Raw genomic sequence first — 22,580 nt, forward strand, 5'->3', positions numbered from 1 at the left:
TCAAAACCCGGAAATCCGCGCGAATAATTAACTGGACAGGGATACCTGTAAAACATAGTCAGTTGACTAGGAAATACTCACATTTTATGCAATTAGGTGATCTGGCAAGATGCTTGTGCTAAGTAGGGAGGCACAATTAAATATAAGATAAAGCCTCACCCGAAATCCCTCTCCTTAAGAAGGAGAGGGAAGCGGTCGGCTCTTTGAGGTTTTATATTTAATTTGACCCACTTACTTACAGTTGCCTGATGATCAAGAACGACTTTAAACAGAGCAAAACTAGGGTTCGTCTCAATTTCTCTCAAAACGCCGATTTTAGTCAATTAAAATAAAGGGTAAAGAGGTGCAAAATTTTTTTAATTTCTGTTTTGAAATCGAATTTTATCTAAAGATTGCTATTAGTTGCACGATTGTTCAGCAGGTATTTTATTGGCTTTTGCACGATACCAAACTCAACTTGATAACAGAGGTGCTATTGTACTGGCTCGTTGGTTCTATCTCATTTTATATTCTTGGCATTTTCATTGAGAAAGGAATCAAAAGCAACGATGTTTTTCGGGAAAAACTGACGGCAAGAGTTAAAAAAGTCAAAAAACAAGCATTTCCTTCATTTACCGTAAAAGGCATCATTACAGGGGAAATCAAAGCTTTGATAGCAGCGTTAATAATTCTATATCTAGCTCCAGAGGTTCATAGAGGAAATAGCTTACTCCTAAATCTGGGATGGTTTTTGATGAGAATAGTTGCTGCTGATTTCTGTTTTTACGTTTCCCATTGGCTCTTGCATAAAAAATTCTTGCAGAAAATCCATCTTAAACATCATGATTTTCAAGATTCATCAAGTTTTGTCGCTGGACATAAGAGCCTTATTGAATACATTATTGTCACCATCACAGACGTTTTGCCTATCTTTATATTTGGATATGACATCACCCAACTCTGTGCCTGGACTTTTATAGGCAATGCTTACAATTTAGAAGGTCATAGTTCTTTGTCAATATTTTTCATTCCCTCAGATTTTCACGATCTTCATCACACTGATTTTAAGGGAAACTATGGCATTCACGGATTTTGGGACAGGGTATTCAACACACTGAATCCTCCTACAAAGAAGCCGGGAATTATGTTCCCTGTGAGTCTTATTGAGAATAGAATCATCAAGTCGTCTATTACTTTGGATAGATCTATTAAGTCTATAGAGTAATGATCTCAACCCTGAGAGCCTATTTATAAAGTAAATATAAAGATGGGTGTGTTATATCATGTCCGCTTGAACACTTACGATAAAAATGACGCTGAGATTTTGGAATATAACAACTCTGCAAATTTTATATCGTAACTAATTACCCGGACATGATATTACGGCTATGTAGGAATTTGAGGGTTTGAGCAAGTTTAAATTTAGCCGTAACGCACCCTACAAATTAAGATTTACTTTATAAATCAATACGCGGGCATGTTAAGGATTTTTGGTACTGATTTTAGACCTGTAGAGACGCGAAATACGAAGTCTCTACACTCGTATTTTGCGCTTAACACCAAGCGTATTGCTATATATGTGCCAATTGACATTATTTTGTGACGCTTGCGTAAGTCCTGTGGTTAAAGAATACCAACCACTAACTCCCCGAATCAAGACGCCGTTGCCATTCAGCATCCTCTTGTTCTATTAAGTCAGTTTCTGTGGTGTATGCTAAATCTTCATGTCCAATGACTTTTTCAGCCGCAAACTGATGAGCATAGTCAATTTTATTTTGCAAAGAAGCATCAGCCGAAGCTAATAGTCGGGCACGCTCAAGGCGATCGCCATTACGTGCGACAATTTTACTATTGTGCCATTGAATCCAAAAATAACGCACTAGCGGTATCCCCAAGAAACCGATTCCGTAAGCCAACAGCAACCAGTAAATTCCTTGGACAAAAGCCACAAGTCCACCCAGTTTTGCCGCAACAATACCACCTCGCAACAAACTTCCCAACACCAAAGCACCAACCAAATTTACTCCACCCAACCCAGCACTGAGCAGAATTTGTCCGGAAGTTGCCGCACTAAACTGCCAACGAAATTCCTCCAGGTACACCGATTCTGACTGAGGACGTTTTTTCCCAGCACTCACTTGCAACTCTGGGAAGTAATAAACAATCTCCCCTTGGGGACTTACCGCTGGTTGCCCATTAAAGCGAGTGAGAACAGGCAACATATAGTCTTCATATTCTTGTTGATATTTCTCACCGATATTATCTAGATAGGGAGAAATTTGTTCAGCTACCACTGCACCACGGTTGTTGCGAATTACACTTGCAATTTCTCGCCAGCGGCGTTGATCTAATTTGGTGTTAGGATTGCCATCACCAAACAAAAATGAAAAAACAGCTTCAAAGAAATTTAGCTCGCTTTTCGTTCGTCGCCGTTCTTGGTAGTGAGTGCGGTAGTCTGGGCTAAAATACCAGAATAAATCGGGAAAATAGAAAAAGCCGATACCCCCACTACCAGAATTACCTCCACCGTTACTATCGCGATCTGAGTTGATCGCAGTAATAATGATGATCGTGGCGATCGCGATCAAGGCGATGGAAGCAATTAAGAAAATTGCAAAGGAAATGCGAATTAGGTAAAATAGGATACTCCAGACCTTTTTCCACCATTGCTGCAATCGCAACTGCCAATACTTATTGCGTAAAATTACCCGAAAGTTTTTTGGAAAAAGGTAAACAATATCACCTGTTTCCGCTACCTGCAAATGTGCGCCGGCTTCAGATGCAAAAGCTAATAAGCCCTGATTCGCCTCCGCAACATTTAATCCTGCCTGGGTTGCCACATCACCTACGGTGACACGATAACCCAATTGTTCCACAGCTTGCATAATGGTGGGATTGGGAGCCATTGCTCTTCCCTCCTATGAAAATTTATTCTCCCTTTATTTAGTATAAAGTTTTATTTTTGTTGCTTTGTAAACTCTGCTGGGCGACTGCCTCAACTTGAACGGAAAATCTAAAATTATTTTGGGAATTTTTAATTAACTTGCCGTGACTCACTTCATGTTAAAATGATTTCCCTCGGCTTGGTTAACCAGCAACTTTTTTGCTTAGATATGGTTCAGTACACTCTTGCTCAAAGCCCAGAAATAATTCTCACTGTTCCTGGTAAAGATTCAGCTAAAGCCCGTGAGAAAGCGATGGATCAGCTGATGGAACTAATGGAAGCAGGCAACCTACCTACCGAATTAGAAGAGGGGTTTGGTGCTCAACAATTAATTGAGGTGAAAGAAGCATCAATTGACACTGGTAGTGGTGAGGATGCAATTACACAAGCTGTCCAAGTTTTGAGCAATCTTGCTACACTCAAGCTCAAAGTTCAAGATTCTCGCGCTGAAGCATTGGAAATTCGCAAAGCAGTTGATGTGCTGTTTAGCGATCAGTCAGTGACTGAGGAGGAAATTACCCGTCTCAAGGAAGGTTTTAAAGTTCTCAAAAATTTTGCCCAAGCTAATATGCGTTATCAAGAAGCCCGAGCTAAAGCAGAACAAGCAAGGCTTATTCTCGATCAGGCTCTCAAATCACCGGAAAAATAGGGAATGGGGCATAGGGCAATGGGCATAGGGCATAGGAAAGAATTTGCCTTTATTCCCAATTCTCAATGCCCATTGCCCATGCTAACGTCCTTTTATGTTTGTCATTGAGGTAGAATTAGCGGTGTCGTCATCGGTATCGGCACCAACTCGTTCAGCACTCATGCTCTGTCTGTAATACTGCTGATAGTGGCTATAAGACGATAATGTGGAATCTTTAGATTTATTGGCGATTAACCCTAAAATCGGAGTGCCAGAAACTTGAATTTCTTCTAATGCTTGTTGGAGTAAAGTACGTTTGAGCTTACCCAAACCAGCAACTAGCACCATACCGTTGGTGTTAGCCGCTAGTAAATAGGCATCTGCAAAGCCCAAAAGTGGTGGTGTGTCATAGATTACCAAATCGAAACTGGCTTGCAGATCGTCCATTAAATCTTGCATTTTCTGAGAAGCGAGTAACCTTACCGAGTCTGGTGGAATGGGACCAGCACTCATAACAAACAGATTTTCTTCGTCATGCGATCGCTCAATTACATTACTCCACTCTAAATCTTGGGAAATTACATCGGTCAATCCTTGAATATTCATCAGCCCTACTCGATTGTGCAAAGTCGGACAACGTAGATTGGCATCTACTAATAATACTCGTTGCCCCATCGCTGCTGCTGCCTGGGCTAACTGTATAGCCACAGTAGATTTACCGTCTCCCTGTCCTGCCGAACTGATTACTAGTGAGCGAATTGGTGTATCCGAACCCAAAAGAAGAATATTTGTATAGAGAGAGCGAAATACTTCAAAAAAGGAAATGCTACTTACTGCTTGCACTCCTTTAGCTACATTTTCTGGCTTCGCCAATGCGGCTATTTCTTTTCTTAACGGAACTACACCTAACAAAGGCAGTCTAGTAGCATCTTTAAGTTCCTTAGAAGTATAAAAGACATTGCTAAGTTTATCTACAACTAAAGCTGCCCCTACACCCAACAGCAAACCTAACATTCCCCCCAATGCTAAGTTTTTCTTAGCACTTTCTGAAACAGCATCAGGTTTCGTGACTTTGGTAAGCTGAGGATCGAGTAACTGCCAAGGTTGTTGCTTTTGGGCTTTCTCGAGCTGCAACGCTTGTTCTTTGGTTGTAAATTGAGTCAGACCTTGAGTCGCAACTTGTAATTCCCGCTGAATGTTATCGTATTGACGGGTAATAATTGCCAATTTTTTGACATCATTATTTAAATTATTTATTTTTACATCGAATGCTCTATCTTTGGCTTGCAGTTCCCGGATGCGGCTTTGAAAATCTCTCTGAACCCGGTCTTCTTCCGCTAAAAGCAATGGAAGTAAGTTGTCTTTCTTATCCCGTAAAGTCCCTATACTAGGGTTCAAATCCGTAAATTTGGCTGACTGTTTTTTAATCTCAATATCCACTTCCTGGATCTGATCGAGTATCTTTTGGTAGCGAGGATTTTCACTCAGCACTAAATTACCAGCCCTCTCACCCGGTTGTTCGGCTAACTCTGTTTGCAAATTCTGATACTTAGCTACCATTTGTGCTAGCTGCACCCGATTTTCGAGTTGTTGTTGCGTCAAAGTGGCAATATGATTAGATAGCTCTCCAGCTTTCTGGGTTGGGTCAATTAAGTTATTTTTCAGTCGCAGGTTTCCCAGTTCGTTTTGCCATGATATAACCCGTCGCTCTATGGGCAGTTTTTCTTGCTTAACAAACTTAATTGCCTGAGCTACGTCTCCTTGACGCTCTGCCAAACTATACTGCAAAAAAGTTTTAGCAAGTGCTTTGGAAACTTCGATCACTTCCTTTTGATCTGCATCTAGATATTGGACTTGTAAAATATTGTCCTGTTCGGGTTCAATAGTTAAGTTGTTAGTAAGTACCTCGTAAGTCAGCTTTGGATATTTAGCCTGAAGCTCTTCGACAACTGGAGCTAGGACTTTACGACTTTTTAAAACTGCGATCGTGGTTTTTATTGACTCCGGATCTGCTATCTTCAGTTGGGAACCCAGAGTTTGAGGAACATCAGCTAGAGCCTTATTCTCACCAGTTAAAGGCTTAGTTAAAATCTCAAACTCACCTTGATACGCTGGAGGATCTTGTTCTGCCTTCAACACCGCTGCGGTTGCTACTATGCCTGTTAAACCAACAATCAAAAATGCTCTGCGACGCAGAGCAGCTCCAACTTGACCGAGGTTCAATCCACCTTCTTCAACATCATTTAACTTGGCTGTATTCGCTTGTGACAAAGGGTGAGGATATTTTTCTGACTTCAGCATGGCAATGGTAAATTAAATTACTAGCAGTAATTACGCAAGTTTATGTGTTGATTAAAATTTGGCATCCGGAGTTTCACTTCTCCTAGGCTGCCCTACCTTTCGGCACACCCTGGTTAATTACTGAATCAACTGACTAATCTCATAGTCCAAAGAATCTCAAGCCGAACTTGAGTATTGCTTCATACCAACCTGATAGACCCATTACCCTGGAAGACAGTATTTACAATCAGACCTGATTTGGAGTGATGCACTACAACTACGGTAACATTACTCAGGATAAATTGGTTTGTTAATCCAACAGTACGAATTAAAATATAGATATTTGTTATACAAAAAATTGCTAGAAATATAAATGCTAATTAATTCTCCACAAAGCTAAAAAGCTTGGTCTTTAAATCCCAATCTTGGAAGTCGGACTGGGTTTAGTCTTTTCTCAAGCAGTAGAATTTACTTTGTTGCTCTATGATGTTTAGTATTACTAATTAACTTGAAACTTCTCCGGATAAAATCTGATGATAAAAATTTGAGTATATTTTCTTAGCTGAATACTGGTATTGTTAGGCACGAAAAACCATTTGTTCTTTTTTCTCAGGCTAATCATCGGTAGAAGTTTCTACTATTTAACATTACTCTATTCAGGACAACAGTCAACGTCAGGGCAAATTACAATTGTAATTTCGGTACTGTCCCACAAAAAATATACTCCCTGTCTGATAAATAATGCTGAGGAATATGAAGCTCTAAATCAGATATATAAATTATAGTAATAGTACTTATAATCCAATAGACATCTCCAGAATTTAATTATGCGTTGCCCGAACCCCAAGAGACGTAAAGAGTGGAACGTCTCTACGTTTTTTATGGAGATGTCTAATACCCTTGGTGTTAAGCCCCAAATACGAGGGTAAAGACGTTCGGTGTGGAACGTCTCTACATACATCAAATCAATACCAAAAATCCTTAACACGCCCGCGTATTGACTTATAATCTGATTTTGGATTGCTTAAATTCAGAGAGTAGCTAGTAAATCTCACTATCTCACTTATATGCGCTTTACTTGTTGCTTCAATCGCAGTTAACCTGCAAGAACTAGAACTTTTACTTGAATAAACTGGGGCGCTAGGATTCGAACCTAGGAATGGCGGGACCAAAACCCGCTGCCTTACCACTTGGCTACGCCCCAAAGATTTAACTTCAACTATTATAGCAGTCACTCATAGCCTACTGTCAAGTACTTTCAAATCTAATTTTCGACAAATTATATTATTTACCTTTGACTACAAGTAGATAATGACTATCTTACAGCATTGCGTTTTGAACCGTAAAATCGTATTGCAGGATAGATCGGCAACAAGAGTGCCTATTTATTTCAAGCTTAGTGTTAACATTATTGTTTTCAACTTACTTATGTCTTCTACCAAGTCAGGCATTAACCTTCGGGTGATTTTTTCATCGCTGTTTAGCCTTTTATCAAATAAAGCAAAACAGCCGCAGACCAAGACTTATGATTATAGCGAATACGTTTGCGGACGTGACTATGTATTTGAACTTGCAGTAGATGACTTGAATAAAGGTTACATGACAGGACAGGGCAGAGGTATTAAATGTGGTGATTACATCATTTTCAAAAATGGCTCTAACTCTTGTCGATATCAAGTTGAGGAAATTGATTACTACTCCCAACCACGAGACATGTGGATAGCTTTACTGAACAAAGTAATCGTTGAGTAACCTCAGTTGTGACTAGAATAGCACTTCCTGACATGATTAAGCAATATGTCTTTACTTGGTAAGATACTAGACATCGATCGCTATGCTTATTATGCGTTGCGCGAAACCCTTGTAGAGACGTTGCATGTGCTACGTCTCTACGTCTTTTATCGAGATGTCTACTGCTTTCTCTAAAAGCCCACAAACCATTACTCTTTCCTGGACTTTCTTTTCCAAAACGCTCAAATACCTGCCAAGCGCAACATTTTTTCTCCACTCAATAGATTTGCAGCTCTTTTTACCAAACTACAAATTAGGCGATCGCACAACACCTTGAAAGGGTTAGTTCTATATATCTATATTAGATGCGTCTTTAGTTATAAGCTCCCAAATTGACGCAACTATAAGCGATCGCACCAGGGGAAAATTCACAATCATTATTTTTCTTTACATTTAACATGGTCATATTTTTTATCAACCTTAAATCCAAAGAAAAATAGCATATCTATTTATACTGCTATAATAAAGACTAGCTAAGTATGTGCCAAATACGTCTCCCAAGCAGCTCGTTTTAGTAAAATCACCCTTGGGAAAATTGTCGCCAGTTATACTTTTATATATTTTATACCAGGACTAATTACAGCTATCCAACCGATGCCATCACTGACTTTAAAGGCTTTGTGACGATTTTTGCATTTATTATTGTCTAGCTGTTAAGGGTAGTGATTTTGTCGAATAACTTCTGCTTGCAAATATCCACCTAGGCAGATAGGTTCTACTAAATTGTGTATGAATATACTCTACAAAACGTAAATTCGCTGACGAATATTTACCTAAATTTGAAAAATATCTTGGATTTTGAGAAAATTTCTCCGGATAAATACGCAACAAAATGATAGGATAATTATACAAGCAGCAAATAGATCATTAATCAAATAGCCAATGAAAATTGAGAAAATATGAACTTAAAACAACTAGATGAGAAAATATCAGAGTCTTCCATAGTTGAGGCAAATCAAGAACAAATTTCTTCCGATCTAGGTGGGGAGGCTGTGATTCTCAATCTCAAAACTGGAATTTATCACGGATTAAATGAGGTGGGAGCGCTGATTTGGACTTTGATTCAGAAACCAAAAGCTGTGAGAGATATTAAGCAGATCCTTCTGCAAGAGTATGAAGTAGAACATCAACAGTGCGATCGCGACCTCAAAACATTGCTTGAAGCCCTTCTGGCAGCGGGACTAATCGATGTCAAAAATAATACGACTGTTTAATTTTTTTCGGATGGGAGTAGGCGATCGCCACCTTTTAATCATGACTTTAGTAATACTAGCAACCATGAGGTTAGGGCTGTGGTTAATGCCCTTCCGCACACTTTTAAAAGTCTTAGCAAAAATCAGTCGCGATCGCTCACAGACTACAAACCAAGTTTCCGTCGGTAAAATTGCCTGGGCTGTAAACGCGGTTAGCCGCTATATGCCTGGTGTAAAATGTCTGGCTCGCGCTTTGACTACTCAAGTGCTAATCAGTCGCTACGGTCACTCTTGTGAACTGCGAATCGGTGTTGCTAAAGGAGAAAAAGGAACTCTAGAAGCTCACGCTTGGGTTGAATATCAGGGACGAGTTGCTATGGGTTATCTCCCAGACCTTTGCCGCTTTATCCCACTACCATCTCTTGAAGGACTGAAATTATGAGTGGCATCATGGGAATTTACTATTTAGGCGATCGCTCTGTAGACCGGGAAGACCTGGGAATGATGGTGGAAACCCTCGCACACCGAGGACCGGATGATGCAGACATCTGGATAGATGGGGCGATCGGTTTTGGGCATCGGATGCTGTGGACTACTCCTGAATCCTTGCTAGAAAAGTTACCTTTTACTAACTCCACTGGCGATTTGATTATTACGTCAGATGCTCGCATAGATAACCGTGATGAACTTATCAGTGTGTTACAATTAGAGAAGTGTGCAACTGACAAAATTACGGATAGCCAGTTGATATTGGCAGCTTATGAAAAGTGGCGGGAGTATTGTCCAGAACATCTTTTAGGTGATTTTGCCTTTACCATCTGGGACAAACGCCAGCAATCTCTGTTTTGTGCTAGAGACCATCTCGGAGTCAAGCCTTTCTATTACTACCACCAACCAGGTAAAGCCTTTATATTTGCCTCAGAAATAAAAGCGCTACTATGTTTGCAACAAGTTCCGCGTCAACTCAACGAAGTGAGAATCGCCGATTACTTGACGTTGACGATGGAAGACAGAGCCATCACTAGTTATCAAGATATTCTGCGGCTTCCCCCGGCTCACAGTATGGTTATCAGTCAGTCAGGAATGGAGATAAAGTCTTACTGGGAACTCGACCTCCATCGTGAGATTAAAATGGATTCTGATGAGGCTTATGCAGAGAAGTTTCGGGAAATTTTTACCGAGGCAGTACGTTGCCGCTTACGTAGTGCCTTCCCCATTGCCAGCCAGTTGAGCGGTGGATTAGATTCTTCGGCTGTTACCTGTGTAGCGCGGGATTTACTTGCAAAAGAAAATAAATATTTACTACACACAATCTCCACTATTTTTGATATAATTACTGAGTGTGACGAGCGCCCTTTTATGAATGCGGTGCTAGAACAGGGAGGATTCATTCCCCATTACGTCCACGGTGACAAGTTTGGTCCGTTATCTAACCTGGATAGCATTTTCCGGTACGAAGATGAAGGTCTTTTGGGTCCGAGTCATTTTTATCCTTGGATTGTAAACCGCGCTGTTAAAGAACTAGGACTGCGGATTTCTCTAGATGGTTTTGATGGGGACACTACAGTTTGCCACGGTGGAAGTAGGCTTACCGAATTAGCACGTCAGGGAAATTGGAAAACATGTATACAGGAAGTTAAAGCATTTTCACCACACTTTAATGTTTTACCTTACGCTGCTTTTCGGAGTTATGGACTGCCATACCTGAAGGATTTGGCTCTTAAGTTCCGTTGGATAGCATTCTTCGAGGGAGTAAGGCTAATCCACAAACATTTTGGTATTTCGCGCAAACTGTTGATCGTAAATCACGGAATTAAACCTGTTGTAGAACAACTACGGCAACTTTGGCAGCGCAAACAAATAAAAGTTGCAAATCCTTTTGTTTCCAAGACTCCCCTTGTCAAAGGTAAGTTTGCAAAACGTGTTGGTTTAGATGAGCGAATCCAGAAGTTTGGTGCATCGAGTCAAGAACCCCTCACCGCAAAAGAACAACATTGGCGAGGTCTTACTCAAGGTGTATTGCCCTATACCTTAGAACGAGCGGATCAATATGCGGCAATGTTTTCTTTAGAAGCGCGTCATCCATTCATGGATAAGCGACTAATTGAATTTTGTCTAGCATTGCCTGCCGATCAGAAGTTATACCAAGGATGGGGAAGGATGGTGATGCGTCGTGGCTTAGAAGGAATTCTACCGGAAAAAGTTCAATGGCGTGGGGGAAAAGCAGATTTATCAGCCAATTTCGACGATGGACTGTTGAATCGCGATCGCCAAATTCTGGATGAAGTGATGTCTAATCAGATTGGATACTTGGAAAAGTACATTGATTCAGATTTCCTCCAAGCAGCTTATCAACGATTGATATCAACACCAAACGAAGTCAGAGATGAGGATATTACACCAATTTGGCAGGCAGTTACTTTAGCTTTGTGGTTCGACTACAAGCAAATAACGCGGTAACTTCAGTAGTATTGGCAGGTTCTGGCTGGTAATATTGTCTGTCGTATTTACGACAACCATGCCACACCGTAAGTCCAATTATGGGGCACTACCTTCAACAACTAGTAAATCAACAGACTCAAAACAAGGAAATAGATCATGAAAAGTTCTTACACCGTTCCTAAGCTGACTGTTCACGGTAATGTTACTGAGATTACACAAATTCTTGGTCCAACCTCAAGGAGAGATTTTGTGTTTTTAAACGGCAATCCTAGTGATGACGCTGCTGCCTCTCCTGACCAAGGTTCACGAGATGTTTGCTTAGGAAGTCTAGATCCTGCTCAACCACCAGCTAATTGCGATCCTAGGTTCTAGTATTCATGAAGTCTGCATTTAGCGCATAGCACCTGCTCTAAGAGGATGTTTGAAAAGGGTCTCTTTGTGTCATGTTTAATGCAGCGAAGCGAAATAAAACATCGCAGTATGTGTCCGAAACACCTGATTCTACCCTTCAGGAACGCTAAAGCGCGAAGGTTACGCTTCGCTTCACTCAGAATGACATTTTTATTCGTTCTCGGACTTTTCAAACAACCTCTAAGAAACTAGTGGTTCATCTCATTATTTCTGATGGCTCAATAAATTCTGACTCAGGAATTTAGTTTTTGATTTGAGTGCTTAACCACTCAAATCAAATTCCTCAAAATTAATGATGCAAAACACTAATAGCAGTCTGCTCGGTAGAGTGTGAAAAGTTAGATTATCGACTTATTAATAAGTCGGGAATCTAACCCAAACTAATTCTCATGTGGGGTCTATAATCCCTATCAACTAATGCATAAAGTATCAGCTTTTTGCATTAGTTGTAAAAAACGTTGTTTGGTCAACTTCAGTAAAGTAAATAGGGTTTGCTTGGGTTAAAATACTATTTAATCCCACCGAAAACCCTTGACTATTTAAGAGTTTGATTGTCCTATTGACGACAACGAATCACACCATAAGTCCCAGAAATACTACCTTCAACAACTAGTAAATCAACAGACTCAAAACAAGGAAATAGATCATGAAAAGTTCTTACACCGTTCCTAAGCTGACTGTTCACGGTAATGTTGTTGAGATTACACAAGTTCTTGGTAATCCGACAAGGGGAGATTTTGTATTTTTAAACGGCAACGTTATATCTAATAGTAATGACATCGATTCGAGGGATCTAAACTGTACGGGTACGGCAGAAAACTTGAATTGCACTCAAAAATAGTTTTAGCAGTAAAATCTTTGATTTAAAGCTGTAGAGCCTATTTAGTGAGGTAGACACAGAGGCAATACCAAATTTCTGGTTTGTCTCTGTGGCAATTCCACTCTTCTAATGCAGAAAATACCAAATTTTTTGCCTTTTTTTTTGAAAGTTAGATTCCCGACTTATTAAGAAGTCGAGAATCTGAACACCACGAATTCTCATGTGGGTTCTAGAATTACTATCACCTAATGCAGAAAATATCAGCTTTTTTAATTAGTTGTAAAAAACTTTTTTGGGTTAGCTTTAAGAAAGTAAATAGGGTTTGCTTGGGTTTAAATATCATTTAATCTAACCTAAAATTCTTGACTATCTAAGAGCGTAATTGGATAGACACATACTTGGTAAATTTACATTAAATCTCTACTGTCATTGCACTAAATCAAGTTAAAGTATGAAATCTTATAAAGCCTACAACTTGTGCATTGCTTCGGAATTGCAACTTCCAGAATTGACGGAAACTGAGGGTGATCCAGATGTAATTGTGCGGTTTGGCAAAGTAGATAATGCAACCGCAATGCAACATGATGGTGGTCAAAATTTTCTGGGAGAAATACCAGAAGTAGCTGAGTGTTTTATTCGCAATGGACGGGAAATTACGATCAATCCTCTAGCGGGTGTGGACGAGGCTCTTGTTCGCACTGTACTTCTAGGACCCATATTATGCGTACTGTTGCGACAAAGGGGTCTGTTAGTTCTACATGCTAGTTGTATTAACATTAATGACAAGGGTGTAGCGTTCATGGGTGGTTCCGGTTGGGGAAAATCAACTTTGGCAACTGCTTTTCACAATCGCGGATACGATGTTTTAACAGATGATGTACTGCCGATCCAAATTAAGACAGGTCAACCGATTGTTTTTCCCAGCTATCCCCAATTTAAACTTTGCCCCGACGCGGCAACTTCTTTAGGACACGATACTAAAAGCTTATTGCCTGTTTCGCAAAATTCATTCAAAGTAGCCTACAAACTCTCTGGTGGTTTCCAACAAACTCCCCTTCCATTACATAATATTTATGTATTGGATAAGGGAAGTGAACACAAAATTACCAGAATTGAACCTCAAGAAGCATTCGTTGAATTGGTGCGTCATACTCGCGCTATTAGCTCAATCTCTGAACATGAATTTATGGCAAATCATTTACATTTATGTAGTGAACTTATCAAAAATGTCAGATTTTCTCGCTTTACGCGCAAACCTTCTCTAGGAGATTTACCTGAGCTTGTGAAGCTAGTTGAGGATGACTTGGCAGAACTAAACGAACAAGATGAATGTTCTGCGTTAAAAGCCCCTCAGACTGGAAGTCTGGGGCTATACGAACAAAGCCCACCTGCGTGGGCTTAAATTGTGTAGCTAGCATCACTTACATTTTCAGTATTTATACGTCGATAATGAAGATGCGCCTTATTAGCCTGCGTGTGCCTGCTTTGTTTCTGTAGCCCCAGGCTTCCAGCCTGAGGGGCTTTTAACGCAGCATCACATCATGTTCGATTGATTATTTTTGAATTCACAGGGTTTTAATATCTTGATTAGCAAACTCCGTAGCGCAAACACCATATTCTTCCATTTAAGAAAAACTCTCAGTTTGGTGTGGGCAGCGTCTCGCTATTGGACTGTGGCTTGGATGATTTTGCTGTTGGTTCAAGGATTGATTCCCGCAGCTTCGATTTCCCTCACCCCACGGGCAATCAATGCTTTGGTGTCAGTAACTGGATCTGGGATTTCTGCGGCAAACGTCCAGAAGGTAATTGTGCCAGTGGGGTTGATGGCAGGCATTATGTTAGTGGGGGAGGTTTTGAATAGTGCTGCTGAATGGATTCGCACGGCTCAGGCAGAATTGGTACAGGATTACATCACTGGTTTGATTCAAAAACAGTCAGTGGCTGTGGATTATGGCTTTTATGAATGCTCTGAGTATAACGACAAACTTGACAGAGCGCGGGAGGGTGCAAGTGGGCGATCGCTTGCTTTACTAGAAAATACTGGCAGGTTATTACAAAACACCGTTACTTTGTTTGCGATGGCTGCGATCTTGGCTCCTTATGGTTTTGGGCTACCCATCACTTTAGTAGTCAGTGCTTTTCCTGCTTTCTATGTTTTGACATATTTAAATAAAATTCAGTATCAATGGTCACAACGTACAACAACCGATCGCCGATGGCTTGCATATTATGACTACTTGCTGACAAACAATGCCACGGCAGCGGAAGTGCGATTGTTTGATTATGCTGATTACTTCCAGTCCTCTTACCATAATCTGCGTCGGCGCCTCAGACACGAACAATTCCATCTATTGAAACTGCAAACATTAGGTCGCTTTGTTGCTACCATAATCGCATTGATAATTTCTGGTGGAGCTATAGCCTGGATAGGACGGCAGGTATTGCTAGGAATTTTGAGTTTAGGAGATTTAGCTCTGTTTTTTCAGGCATTCAGTCAGGGACAAAGCATTGTTAGGGATCTATTAAACAACCTAGGACAAATTTATCGTAATAGCTTGTTTCTTGGTAACTTATTTGAATTCTTACAAATACAGCCCAAAATTATAGATCCGCTTAATCCTGTCCCCGTACCGTCAACACCTAAAAAGGGAATTCGTTTTCGGCAAGTCACCTTCCGCTACCCTGGTAGTGAGGAACCAGTGTTAAATAATTTTAACTTGACACTGCCAGCTGGCAAAATTGTGGCGATCGTCGGTGATAATGGTGCTGGCAAAAGTACATTAATTAAGCTTTTATGCCGCTTTTATGACCCTCAGTCGGGAAGCATTGAACTAGACGGTATTGATTTGCGTAACTTTTCGGTGAAAGCATTCCGCAGGTTAATTACTGTTTTGTTTCAGTCACCAATTCCCTACAACACCACCGCTGGGGAAAACATTGGTTTGGGTGACATATCAGCAGCATCAAATTACTCAGAAATTCAAGCAGCTGCCAAAGCGTCAGGTATTCACGATAAGATTGACCGCTTGCCTCTAGGTTATAACGCTATGTTGGGTAAGTTGTTTCCTGAAGGAACTGATTTAAGCGGTGGTCAATGGCAACGTTTGGCATTAGCTAGGGCATTTTTTAGACGTGCCCAAATCATTATTTTAGATGAACCAACTAGTGCTATGGACCCTTGGGCAGAACATGATTGGTTAGAGAGATTTCGCACATTAGCAAGCGATCGCACTGCGGTGGTGATTACTCACCGCTTCACCTTAGCGATGCGAGCTGACATCATTCACGTCATGCGTGCTGGGCAAATTGTGGAGTCAGGTACTCATGATGAATTGCTGGCTCAGAGTGGTTTTTATGCCCAGTCTTGGAAAGACCAAATGGAGTCGAGTGCAAGTGCCATAGTTACTGAGCGGAACTCATTGACAAAGTAAAATTAATTAAATTAAATTAATTACCAAAAATGCAAATTATCTCTAAACAAAACACCAGGATTTTAGAAAAAAAAATCAGTTTGGAAATAGAGTTACTTCTTGATAGCATTCGTCCACAAATTGATGATGCTATTAGCGATCGCATTAAAGCTTTGGTTCAAGAAAATATTGACTGGCAATACCTAATCCAAACAGCATATGGACACGGTGTAATACCGCTCCTTTACAGCAATCTCAGTAATATATGCCCAGAATTAATTCCTGCAAGTTTCCAACAGCAGCTTCAACGTAACCAGTATGCGAGAACTCAGCGCAACCTTATGTTAACAAGCAAGCTGCTCAAGCTATTGGAGCTTTTTGAGGCGAATGAGATACCTGTGATTCCATTCAAAGGTCCTATCTTAGCTATATCAGCTTATGGCGATCTCTCACGTCGAGATTTCTTTGATTTAGATATTTTAGTTCGCAAAGAAGATTTTTTGAAGACAAAAGAACTACTGACTACTCAAGGATACCAACCATACTCTAACAATAGTGAGAAAGAGGCAGCTTACCTTAGTTCTCTCAAAGACAAACAACAAAAAGCTTACCTTCAATCCCATTGGGAACTGCATATGGTTGATGAGCGCGATCGCGTTACTATAGATCTCCATCACGGGATGTTACCAAAGCAATTCTCATTTTTGTTTGATACCGAATGGCTATGGGAGTATGCTCAACTAAAGCCTTTTGCGAATAGAATGGTTCTCAATCTTTCCCCGGAGGATTCAATCTTAATCCTCTGTTCTCAAGGGGGTAAGGACTGTTGGCAACAGTTGAACCGGATTTGCGATATTGCTCAAGTGCTTTGTACCTGTGGTGAGATAAATTGGCAGCAGGTTTGCGATCGCGCTATTAAGTTACGTATGACGCGAATGCTCTTACTTGGTCTTTTACTAACCCATGAACTTCTGGAAGTAAAGCTTCCAAAAATCATCTTGCAGCAAATACAAGCTGACCCACTACTGAAGTCCCTCGCTTCCCAGATTTACACGCAGCTTTTCTATCAAACTGAAAGTTTAATTCCAAACCAGAAAGTTAATAGCTCATTTTTTCACTTAAGCATGATAGAACACCCATTGGATAAAATTTGGTACTGTTTTGAGCATTTAGTTGTTCCAACAGTAGCAGACGAAGTGTTTCTGCCGCTACCTCAATTTCTATCTTTCTTGTACTACCCGCTCCGACTTATTCGCTTAATTAGAATGTATGGACTGAAGCGAAGATTTAGAGAATGAGATACTAGCAAGTTTGGACATATTTTTGTTAATAACCTGTTGATAAATTTCTATCAACAGGTGGTAATTTGCTTCAGGAGTATACCTGGTTTGATACATAGAATGGGCATATTTTCTCATTGCAATCATCGCTTCAGCATGAGTAGTCGTCCATCTGATTTTTGCTGCCAAATCTACTGAATTTCCCGCTTCAAAATGTAAACCAGTTACCCCATTCTCTACAATCTCTGCCATACTACCTAATTTTGCTGCAATTACAGGTAGACCACAGGCAAATGCCTCCGCAATTGTTAAGGGGAAACCTTCATACCAGATAGAGGGAAAGACTAAAAACTGGGCATTACGCATTAAATTCAACACAACTGACTTATTTTGCTGCCCAAGAAAGGTAATCATATTCTCTAACCCCAAGGTCTGTACCTGCTGCTGTAGGACGTCGTTTAATGGACCATCACCAACAATTTTTAGAGGAATACTTAGACTACCTTGTTTGTAAGCATCAATCAGGGTAGCAACGCCTTTTTCTTCTGAAAGTCGCCCGACAAAAAGTGCGTAATCACCATCATAGCTGGTTTTTGCTATGGTATCTGGCGTAAATACAAAATTAGGTTTAATGTAAATCTTCTCACTAGGAAGTCCGGCTTGCACTAGTTTATCTTTCTGAAACTGGGTCAGAGCAATGTAACCATCTACCCGTTCTTGCCAAGTTTGCCTGAAGCGATGCACCGCTAACATGCTTGCTACCACTGCACTTTCAACGCGGGAACCTCGGTAACAACCATGTATTACACCAGGCAGAGGTAAGGCTTTGCCAATACAGTCTTCGCAAACTCGACCCTCCCGAAAGAGCATAGCTTTTGGGCAACCCAATCGATAATTGTGTAGTGTCTGCACAACAGGCACAACCGCATCTCGACAAGCATCGTATATAGATGGGGAGAGTAGTGGAAAAAAGTTGTGTATGTGAACAACTTCAATATTGTGTTGAGCGATCGCATTACTCACCAAGTTTCTTGAGGAAAAAGAGTAAATTGCTGAAAAGGCTGCTTTTGCTTTACCCCATACTCCTATAATGCTGTCGTTGTCTACTTCTAAAACTGAAACATCGTGTCCGTAAGACTTTAACAATTCCGCTTCAGCCTGCACAACTGCATCCTCACCCCCAGCAAATTGATAGCGATTATGGATAATTAAAATGTTCATTTCTGTGATAGTTTTCAACTTAAAAAAATTAGGCATTATAGCGTTTCCTAATAAGCGTAAGGTACAACTTAACCTCACCCCGATAAAGCTGTGCTTTATCTCCCCTCTCCTTACGCTCGTAGAGGGGTTGGGGGTGAGGTTTTGTTCTGCACTTCATGCACCTGGGAACCGCTATATATGATTCCATATAACACAATACGTTTGGTGTTCAGGATTTTTTGGACTGATTTAAGACCTGTAGAGACGCGAAATTTCGCGTCTCTACCATCGTATTTTAGGCTTATCTGAACGGTATTGCCATATAACTTATTATGCATTTGATTAAACCTCAAATTAGGCTTTTTCTCCTAATGGTTTTTGCTCAACAAAATAGTCTTGCATGTGCTGCCATAATTTATGAGATTTATCAGCTTGATGTTTTTGCCATTGCAGCCCAATTAAACTAACAACAAAAAGCATAAAAGCCGGCTCTTCCATCCAGGAAAATATTAGACCAGCAACAAACACAGTAATTAGGAAAAACTTGGAAACTTTATCTAAACAGATATACTTCCAGACCAAGAACCAGAGATACAAATATACTCCCAATCCTAGAAACCCTAAATCTCCCCAAATACCTGCCCAAGAGAATAATAAAGAATACATACTAGAGCCAGTAACACTATTAGACCAGTAGTAGCTCTCTTGAGCCTTAAATACTGTCTCAAAAATAGAAGTGCCAGTAATACCTAATGGTTGCAAAATTTGTATATAATCTTTCATTAGCCAACCCAACCGGCTAATAGTATGACCTGGCCCAAGTCCAAATAACCAATTTATATCTGACTTATAAAAGGAGGTAATAATAGAAAATACAGATAATTTATATTGAAAAGCTTCTGTAACTACCTCCATATCAGATATATAGCGTATTCCAGAGTACAGGGTATTGATTATTTTCAGAACTCCAATAGTAATTGGAATAGCAATTACCAAATACATTATTGCCTTCACTATCTCCTTCAACTGCGTAAGTATCAAGATAAACCAGGAAACTAGAAATGCAATGACTACCTGTTTCACATCAGCATAAAGAATATTTCCCAGACATAGAATAAATACAAATATGCGTAACCATAGTGAACGAACTCCAGAAGCCAGAAGGAAATAAATGCCAAAAGTTAGGGCAACATCACCTCCTACATGATGTCCGGCTCCCATTTTCAAAAAAATTCCCTTTATATCATCTGGAGAGTCTGGATTGATAATAAACTTCTGAAAATATACAAAAGCTAGATGAATATAGACAAATGAAAATATCCAAAATTGAAATTTTTTAATACTAGATTGAGGGATTTTTGTACTGACAATTGCTATCAACATCAAAAAAGGTTCCGCAAGCATCAAAAAGCTGAGAATGACATTGATAACCCCTGCTTTATTGAACATAGCACTAGATATAATTATTCCCAGAAAAATCATCAGTCCAACCAGGAGTTTTCCAGCAATTTGGCTACGAATTTTAGGTACTACCCATACAAATAAGACTATGACCAAAGCAAAATGCAAAAAGTTAACAACTGATGGGACTTTTAGTGCTGTTAAAACACGTGGGAACATAACAGAAGCGAGAAATATCACGATTAAGCTAGACCTTGTGATAGTTCCTGCTTGAGGTTGAAGTGATGTTGCTGAACTCATGAATTTCCTGCTACGGTTTGATATATTTGAGCTAAGTATTTACCCTTAACTTCCCAGTTGTATACTTCCCGTACCCTTTCTCTTCCAGCCTCTCCCATCTTAAGTCTCAGTTCTGGCTCTTTTGCTAAACGCATCATTGCTGTAGCAATGTCATTAACCGCTTGTTCGGGTGAGTCAGCAGGAACCTTAAATCCTGTTTCCTTTGTCACCTGGATACCAGGTCCGCCCAAGTTTAAGCAAATTACAGGCTGACCGGCAGCCATTGCCTCTAGCACTACCCACCCCCCAGAGTCATGCAAGCTAGGGTGAATTAAAACATCACACTCACCCAACTTAGACAGAGTTTCCTGACGAGACAATGTACCCCAAAAATTTACTCTGTCTGCAATCCCCAGTTCCTGAGCTAAAGATTCTAGGAATTCTCGCTCTGGTCCATCTCCTATTATCCAATACTCAGCATCAGGCAAGTTGGTTTGGGCAAAAGCCCGCAGTCCAAAATGAAAGCCTTTCCAGTGCAAGAGTCTTCCAGTGGAAATAAAACGGAAAGGTCGGCATTGGGTGGAGGAAATTTGGATTAGTTGCTCAATATCTGCTTTGGGAATGCCAACGGCACCGTAGACTTCAATCTTCTTACAGCCTAGTGCTGCAAAACGTTGTGCGGTTTCTTCAGTAGCCGCGATCGCCACAACACTTTTCTTGGCAGTTAGATGCACAAAGGGGTCACTCTCCCCAAAGCGACGTAAAAGATTACGGAGATTTTCGTAAACTCTCGCTCGCAGGCTATGTTTTTGCCAGAAAGCTTTTGGTGCAGATTCTGCACCTCCAACTGGACCCCAAACAAAGGGAACAGAAAGGAATACTAGGAAACTGGGACTTGAATATCTGCCGTAGGTGATATGGTGAACGACATCAAAGTTAATTTTTTGATGGAGAGGTCTGGCTACAAAGTAAGCCATAATCTGCCATAGATAGTAGTGAAGGTAAACTGACATTTGCGATCGCTTACCTTCATAAGACCAGTCATAAACCCAGCCAAAGGGGTCAAGATACACAAAGTTGAGATTGGGCACTTTATTGCGTGCCAATTCATCTTCAATTGCTAAACGATGAGTATTTGATGTGAGAACCCAAACTTGATGGTAGTTAGCAATCTCTCGTGCCACATTCCAACCGATTCCCGGTTCCGAGCCTTTACCGGGTTCACAAGCATAGCTAGATAATAGGATTTTCATGTAGTGCTGATGTAGTTACACTTTTTCTAGAAATGAGAGCCATTGCTGGGCGATCGCTTCTGGCTTAAACGCTTCACTCTGACGATGGCTTGCTGTAATCAATTGACTGCGCCATTCATTTGAGGTTAACACTTTGTAAATTGCTGTCCCTAGAGCTTCTGGATCATTTATTGGCACTAAATTTCCATATTTGCCATCTTCTAAGATGCTGCGAGGACCCCCACCAATGGCATCCGTAGAGATAACGGGTACTCCACAAGCCATTGCCTCTACTAGTGCTAGGCAAAACGCTTCATCCAAGGACGACATTACAAAAACATCGGCTTTGGCAATGTTACTCCAAGGATTAGCCACATGACCAGGTAAGCTGACACACTCCTGCAAACCTAGTTTAGCAATCACTTCCTCTAAGTGTTTTCTTTCTGGACCTTCTCCCAAAATAATCAACTTGACTTTGAGCTGGCTTCGGACTATTGCAAGCGCTTGCAATAGCAGGGGATAGTTTTTCCGCTTCACTAAACGTCCAAGGCTAACAATCACTGGTTCGTCTTTGTGCTGGAGCCAGGGATGTTCCGGTGCTGCTTGGCTGCGGATTAAAAAATCATCCACATCTACAGGATTCGGAATTACTGCCACACGATTGGAGGGAATCGGGATACGATCTTGCTTGAGGATGTCAAGGACACCTTGGCTCACAGTGGTTAACCCATTGGCTGTGGGATACAACAGCCTTGCTAGCCAAGGCATAATTTGCATCCGCAGGTCATGCTTGTGGTCGATAGCAATATCAGAGGTGAGAGTATCTCCTTGGTAAATCACAAATTTTGTCTGTCGCTGACCTGCTAACAGCCATCCCATAATCGCAGGGATGCTAATGATTGTCGGCATAGAGATGAGTACATCTGGCTTGACGGCTCTCAAAAACTTGGATAGAGCAATGGGAGATGCCATAGACCGCTCAACACCCAACCGCACTAATTTGACACCTTCTGGAAAAGTGATATCCTCTGCTGGTTCTTTTGAGAGGTACAGCACGTATAAGTCTCTCACTCCCAAGTTCCAAAACCCTTTAGTCAGAGCTACTGGAAGATTTGTGAATGCTCCACCGTCTAAACCCCAGGTAAAGATAGCAATTGATCTCTGACTCATCTATTGTCCTCTATGAGATTTTTTAACAAAATTTGTGTTGCAAAATATTGATCGAGGCTGCCCACAAGATTAATTTTAAATTGCTTTCAACGATAACACTGGTAACACTTGAATACCCTG

At 40.7% G+C, this 22,580-nt stretch carries 18 protein-coding genes and 1 tRNA gene; 12 read left to right on the plus strand and 7 right to left on the minus strand.

Annotation, left to right across the window (positions count from 1 at the left end; all coding sequences use genetic code 11):
- Nucleotides 1-343 precede the first annotated feature (343 nt).
- Nucleotides 344-1,204: a sterol desaturase family protein gene (locus OGM63_RS17150; RefSeq protein ID WP_263746817.1), complete on the plus strand. Its 861-nt coding sequence runs from the start codon at nt 344-346 to the stop codon at nt 1,202-1,204.
- A 415-nt stretch (nt 1,205-1,619) separates the two neighbouring features.
- On the opposite strand, the gene OGM63_RS17155 is transcribed toward OGM63_RS17150, so the two are convergent.
- Nucleotides 1,620-2,885, minus strand: coding sequence for a hypothetical protein (locus OGM63_RS17155; RefSeq protein WP_263746818.1), 1,266 nt, complete (start codon nt 2,883-2,885; stop codon nt 1,620-1,622).
- A gap of 207 nt (nt 2,886-3,092) precedes the next feature.
- Here OGM63_RS17155 and OGM63_RS17160 point away from each other — a divergent pair, with 207 nt between their 5' ends.
- On the plus strand, nt 3,093-3,572 hold the full coding sequence (locus OGM63_RS17160) for a hypothetical protein (protein ID WP_263746819.1): 480 nt from the start codon (nt 3,093-3,095) through the stop codon (nt 3,570-3,572).
- A gap of 81 nt (nt 3,573-3,653) precedes the next feature.
- On the opposite strand, the gene OGM63_RS17165 is transcribed toward OGM63_RS17160, so the two are convergent.
- Nucleotides 3,654-5,852, minus strand: coding sequence for a GumC family protein (locus OGM63_RS17165; protein ID WP_263746820.1), 2,199 nt, complete (start codon nt 5,850-5,852; stop codon nt 3,654-3,656).
- Between the two features lie 1,111 nt (nt 5,853-6,963).
- Nucleotides 6,964-7,035: transfer RNA gene (locus tag OGM63_RS17170), tRNA-Gln, on the minus strand.
- 224 nt (nt 7,036-7,259) lie between these two features.
- On the opposite strand from OGM63_RS17170, the gene OGM63_RS17175 reads away from it, so the two are divergent.
- From OGM63_RS17175 to OGM63_RS17220, 10 genes are all read left to right on the plus strand, one after another.
- Complete coding sequence (locus OGM63_RS17175) at nt 7,260-7,583, plus strand: hypothetical protein (protein ID WP_263746821.1); 324 nt, start codon at nt 7,260-7,262, stop codon at nt 7,581-7,583.
- Between the two features lie 45 nt (nt 7,584-7,628).
- Nucleotides 7,629-7,757, plus strand: coding sequence for a hypothetical protein (locus OGM63_RS17180; RefSeq protein ID WP_263746822.1), 129 nt, complete (start codon nt 7,629-7,631; stop codon nt 7,755-7,757).
- Nucleotides 7,758-8,521: 764 nt separating this feature from the next.
- Entirely contained in the window at nt 8,522-8,836 is a 315-nt protein-coding gene (locus OGM63_RS17185; RefSeq protein WP_263746823.1) for a PqqD family peptide modification chaperone, read from the plus strand.
- Complete coding sequence (locus OGM63_RS17190) at nt 8,811-9,257, plus strand: lasso peptide biosynthesis B2 protein (RefSeq protein WP_263746824.1); 447 nt, start codon at nt 8,811-8,813, stop codon at nt 9,255-9,257. Before OGM63_RS17185 ends, OGM63_RS17190 begins: the two co-directional genes overlap by 26 nt.
- Nucleotides 9,254-11,275: a lasso peptide isopeptide bond-forming cyclase gene (locus OGM63_RS17195; protein ID WP_263746825.1), complete on the plus strand. Its 2,022-nt coding sequence runs from the start codon at nt 9,254-9,256 to the stop codon at nt 11,273-11,275. The genes OGM63_RS17190 and OGM63_RS17195 overlap by 4 nt, the downstream gene beginning before the upstream one ends.
- A 138-nt stretch (nt 11,276-11,413) precedes the next feature.
- Entirely contained in the window at nt 11,414-11,629 is a 216-nt protein-coding gene (locus OGM63_RS17200) for a lasso peptide (RefSeq protein ID WP_263746826.1), read from the plus strand.
- Between the two features lie 685 nt (nt 11,630-12,314).
- Nucleotides 12,315-12,509, plus strand: a complete 195-nt coding sequence (locus tag OGM63_RS17205; RefSeq protein WP_263746827.1) for a lasso peptide — start codon at nt 12,315-12,317, stop codon at nt 12,507-12,509.
- Nucleotides 12,510-12,939: 430 nt separating this feature from the next.
- Nucleotides 12,940-13,890, plus strand: coding sequence for a phosphoenolpyruvate carboxykinase (ATP) (locus tag OGM63_RS17210; RefSeq protein WP_263746828.1), 951 nt, complete (start codon nt 12,940-12,942; stop codon nt 13,888-13,890).
- A gap of 181 nt (nt 13,891-14,071) precedes the next feature.
- The gene (locus tag OGM63_RS17215; RefSeq protein ID WP_263746829.1) at nt 14,072-15,919 is read left to right on the plus strand and encodes an ABC transporter ATP-binding protein; all 1,848 of its coding nucleotides are present in this window, start codon (nt 14,072-14,074) and stop codon (nt 15,917-15,919) included.
- Between the two features lie 29 nt (nt 15,920-15,948).
- Complete coding sequence (locus tag OGM63_RS17220; RefSeq protein ID WP_263746830.1) at nt 15,949-17,196, plus strand: nucleotidyltransferase domain-containing protein; 1,248 nt, start codon at nt 15,949-15,951, stop codon at nt 17,194-17,196.
- On the opposite strand, the gene OGM63_RS17225 is transcribed toward OGM63_RS17220, so the two are convergent.
- The 4 genes from OGM63_RS17225 to OGM63_RS17240 form a co-directional block, all read right to left on the minus strand.
- The gene (locus OGM63_RS17225) at nt 17,155-18,435 is read right to left on the minus strand and encodes a glycosyltransferase family 4 protein (RefSeq protein WP_263746831.1); all 1,281 of its coding nucleotides are present in this window, start codon (nt 18,433-18,435) and stop codon (nt 17,155-17,157) included. The genes OGM63_RS17220 and OGM63_RS17225 overlap by 42 nt on opposite strands.
- A 297-nt stretch (nt 18,436-18,732) precedes the next feature.
- The gene (locus OGM63_RS17230) at nt 18,733-20,079 is read right to left on the minus strand and encodes a hypothetical protein (RefSeq protein WP_263746833.1); all 1,347 of its coding nucleotides are present in this window, start codon (nt 20,077-20,079) and stop codon (nt 18,733-18,735) included.
- On the minus strand, nt 20,076-21,311 hold the full coding sequence (locus tag OGM63_RS17235) for a glycosyltransferase family 4 protein (RefSeq protein ID WP_263746835.1): 1,236 nt from the start codon (nt 21,309-21,311) through the stop codon (nt 20,076-20,078). Before OGM63_RS17235 ends, OGM63_RS17230 begins: the two co-directional genes overlap by 4 nt.
- A 15-nt stretch (nt 21,312-21,326) precedes the next feature.
- Nucleotides 21,327-22,460 (minus strand): glycosyltransferase, encoded by a 1,134-nt coding sequence (locus tag OGM63_RS17240; RefSeq protein ID WP_263746836.1) that lies wholly within the window; start codon nt 22,458-22,460, stop codon nt 21,327-21,329.
- Nucleotides 22,461-22,580: the final 120 nt, after the last annotated feature.

Source organism: Plectonema radiosum NIES-515 (assembly GCF_025753815.1).
Taxonomy (GTDB): domain Bacteria; phylum Cyanobacteriota; class Cyanobacteriia; order Cyanobacteriales; family Nostocaceae; genus Hassallia; species Hassallia radiosum_A.